Origin of the sequence: Brochothrix campestris FSL F6-1037 (genome assembly GCF_000525915.1) — a bacterium.
In the GTDB taxonomy this organism is placed as follows: domain Bacteria; phylum Bacillota; class Bacilli; order Lactobacillales; family Listeriaceae; genus Brochothrix; species Brochothrix campestris.
On the sequence record NZ_AODH01000070.1, the window covers coordinates 1 to 2597 of the forward strand.

At 43.5% G+C, this 2597-nt stretch carries 1 protein-coding gene, 7 tRNA genes and 1 pseudogene; all 9 read right to left on the reverse strand.

Features of this window, described 5'->3' with window-relative positions:
* A pseudogene (locus BCAMP_RS11315) lies at positions 1-1232 on the reverse strand (Clp protease N-terminal domain-containing protein); the annotation flags it as partial.
* Between the two features lie 26 nt (positions 1233-1258).
* Positions 1259-1717: a CtsR family transcriptional regulator gene (locus BCAMP_RS11320; protein WP_035315696.1), complete on the reverse strand. Its 459-nt coding sequence runs from the start codon at positions 1715-1717 to the stop codon at positions 1259-1261.
* 156 nt (positions 1718-1873) lie between these two features.
* Positions 1874-1947: transfer RNA gene (locus tag BCAMP_RS11325), tRNA-Pro, on the reverse strand.
* A 9-nt stretch (positions 1948-1956) separates the two neighbouring features.
* Positions 1957-2030, reverse strand: a tRNA-Arg gene (locus tag BCAMP_RS11330).
* A gap of 6 nt (positions 2031-2036) precedes the next feature.
* Positions 2037-2125 (reverse strand) — tRNA-Leu (locus BCAMP_RS11335).
* 29 nt (positions 2126-2154) lie between these two features.
* A tRNA-Gly gene (locus tag BCAMP_RS11340) sits at positions 2155-2229 on the reverse strand.
* Positions 2230-2233: 4 nt separating this feature from the next.
* Positions 2234-2315 (reverse strand) — tRNA-Leu (locus BCAMP_RS11345).
* A 4-nt stretch (positions 2316-2319) separates the two neighbouring features.
* A tRNA-Lys gene (locus BCAMP_RS11350) sits at positions 2320-2392 on the reverse strand.
* A gap of 56 nt (positions 2393-2448) precedes the next feature.
* Positions 2449-2521, reverse strand: a tRNA-Thr gene (locus BCAMP_RS11355).
* Between the last annotated feature and the right edge of the window lie 76 nt (positions 2522-2597).

A 2597-nucleotide genomic window follows, 5' to 3' on the forward strand; every position in this document is an offset into this window, starting at 1 on the left:
ACATTTGTCGGTGTAATGAATGATTTCAACCGTACTTTTGAACCAGCTTCATCGATTAAATCAATCGCTTTATCTGGTAGAAAACGATCTTGAATGTAACGTTGAGACATTACAACTGCCGCCTCTAAAGCCGCATCTGTAAAGGCAACGCCATGATGCGCTTCGTAACGATCACGCAAGCCTTTTAATATTAAGATTGCATCTGCAATCGAAGGTTCTTCTACTTGTACCGGTTGAAAACGACGTTCAAGCGCAGCATCTTTTTCAATGTATTTACGATATTCATCGCGTGTTGTTGCACCGATACATTGTAATTCGCCTCGGGCCAATGATGGTTTTAAAATGTTTGAGGCATCGATTGCACCTTCGGCACCACCTGCACCTATTAACGTATGTAACTCATCAATAAAGAGGATAACATTGCCTGCTTGACGAATTTCTTCCATAACTTTTTTTTAAGCGGTCTTCAAATTCACCACGATACTTTGTACCTGCCACAACCGTTCCCATATCAAGGGTCATAACGCGTTTACCTCGGAGTGTTTCCGGCACCTCGTTATTAATAATTTGCAGAGCAAGTCCTTCAGCTACAGCGGTTTTACCAACACCTGGTTCGCCAATCAAAACGGGGTTGTTTTTTGTACGACGGCTCAATACTTCGATGACCCGTTGGATTTCCTTCGCACGGCCAATCACAGGATCCAACTTATCTTCACGCGCCGTTTGTGTTAAATCACGGGCCAACGAGTCTAAGGTTGGTGTGCCTTGCGTTGCTGCACGATTTTGTTGATTAGGTTGCGTGCGAATCCCTAACAACTGTAAGACTTGCTGTCTTGCTTTATTGAGGCTGACATCTAAATTACTGAATATCCGCGCGGCAATCCCTTCACCTTCGCGAATAAGACCGAGCAATATATGTTCTGTTCCAACATACGTATGACCAAGTTTACGCGCCTCATCAATCGATAATTCAATCACCTTTTTAGCACGTGGTGTATAGCGAATAATCTGTACATCCTCAGTACCTTCAACCATTAATTCTGCTACAGCAGCTTCGATTTTTTCAGTATCTAACCCGAGTTCTTTTAAGCTTGCGCCGCGATTCCTTCGCCTTCGCGAATAAGACCAAGTAAAATATGTTCTGTTCCTAAGTTAGTATGGCGTAAACGAATTGCTTCTTCTTGTGATAACGCGATGACTTTCTGTGCTTTTTGTGTAAATCTTCCAAACATCTGCACTCACTCCCTTAAAAGTTATATTATGTTCTGTATTTTAAATGTTCCAAAAACACCTGCATATAATGTTTTCGTACAGCATTATTTTGCATTTTATCTTCGTGGAAATTTTGACTAAGCGTGACCATCATTAGCTTGGCTTCTGCTTCAGTCACAACCTCTTCTTGACATAAACGGCAGGTAATATCGGTTGCGATATTTTCGGTGATTTCCTTATCCTCAATTAACGCTAGTAACATATCCACCAATTGACTATGCGTGTTCAAACGCACTTTCAAAATGCGGATGTAACCGCCACCGCCACGCTTACTTTCGACGGTATAGCCTCGTTCTGTAGTGAAACGCGTATTAATAACGTAATTGATTTGTGAAGGGACACATTGAAAATGAACGGCCATTTCATTGCGTTTTAGTTCGATTTCTTCTTCTGCTTCAAGATAACGTTTAATGTAGGCTTCGATTACGTCCGACATATTACTCATCCGTCTTAACCTCCTTATGACTCCTAGATATAATTGACCTAATCTGACTTATTACCTATTATACTGAATCGTAATTATGAGTGCAACCATATCAACTTAATGAATGATAGGCAAAAAAAAGATAACTCCTAAAAGGAATTATCTTTTTGTTTTTTATCGGGAAGACAGGATTCGAACCTGCGACCCCTTGGTCCCAAACCAAGTGCTCTACCAAGCTGAGCTACTTCCCGTAATATAAATGCGCCCAAGAGGAGTCGAACCTCTAACCGCTTGATTCGTAGTCAAGTACTCTATCCAGTTGAGCTATGGGCGCTATATATGGTGCCGAGGACCGGAATCGAACCGGTACGGTGATCACTCACCGCAGGATTTTAAGTCCTGTGCGTCTGCCAGTTCCGCCACCCCGGCAAGGGTGATAAAAAAGTAAACATAAAATATGGAGCGAAAGACGGGATTCGAACCCGCGACCCCCACCTTGGCAAGGTGATGTTCTACCACTGAACTACTTTCGCATAATGCGGATGAAGGGACTTGAACCCCCACGCCTTGCGGCGCCAGATCCTAAATCTGGTGCGTCTGCCAATTCCGCCACATCCGCTATATGAGCCGTGCTGGGCTCGAACCAGCGACCCTCTGATTAAAAGTCAGATGCTCTACCAACTGAGCTAACGGCTCTTGTTTTAAAAACAAGATTTGGTATTATATTGTCTGCCATCTTTATAAAAGATGTATGCCGACTGCAGAAGTCGAATCCGCGACCTACTGATTACAAATCAGTTGCTCTACCAGCTGAGCTAAGTCGGCAAAAAATGGTGGGGGTTGACGGGCTCGAACCGCCGACCCTCTGCTTGTAAGGCAGATGCTCTCCCAGCTACGAGCT

What these genes read in the sequence shown, in the direction of transcription:
- BCAMP_RS11320 (WP_035315696.1), bottom strand. Translation starts at nt 1,717, where the DNA reads ATGAGTAATATGTCGGACGTAATCGAAGCCTACATTAAACGTTATCTT.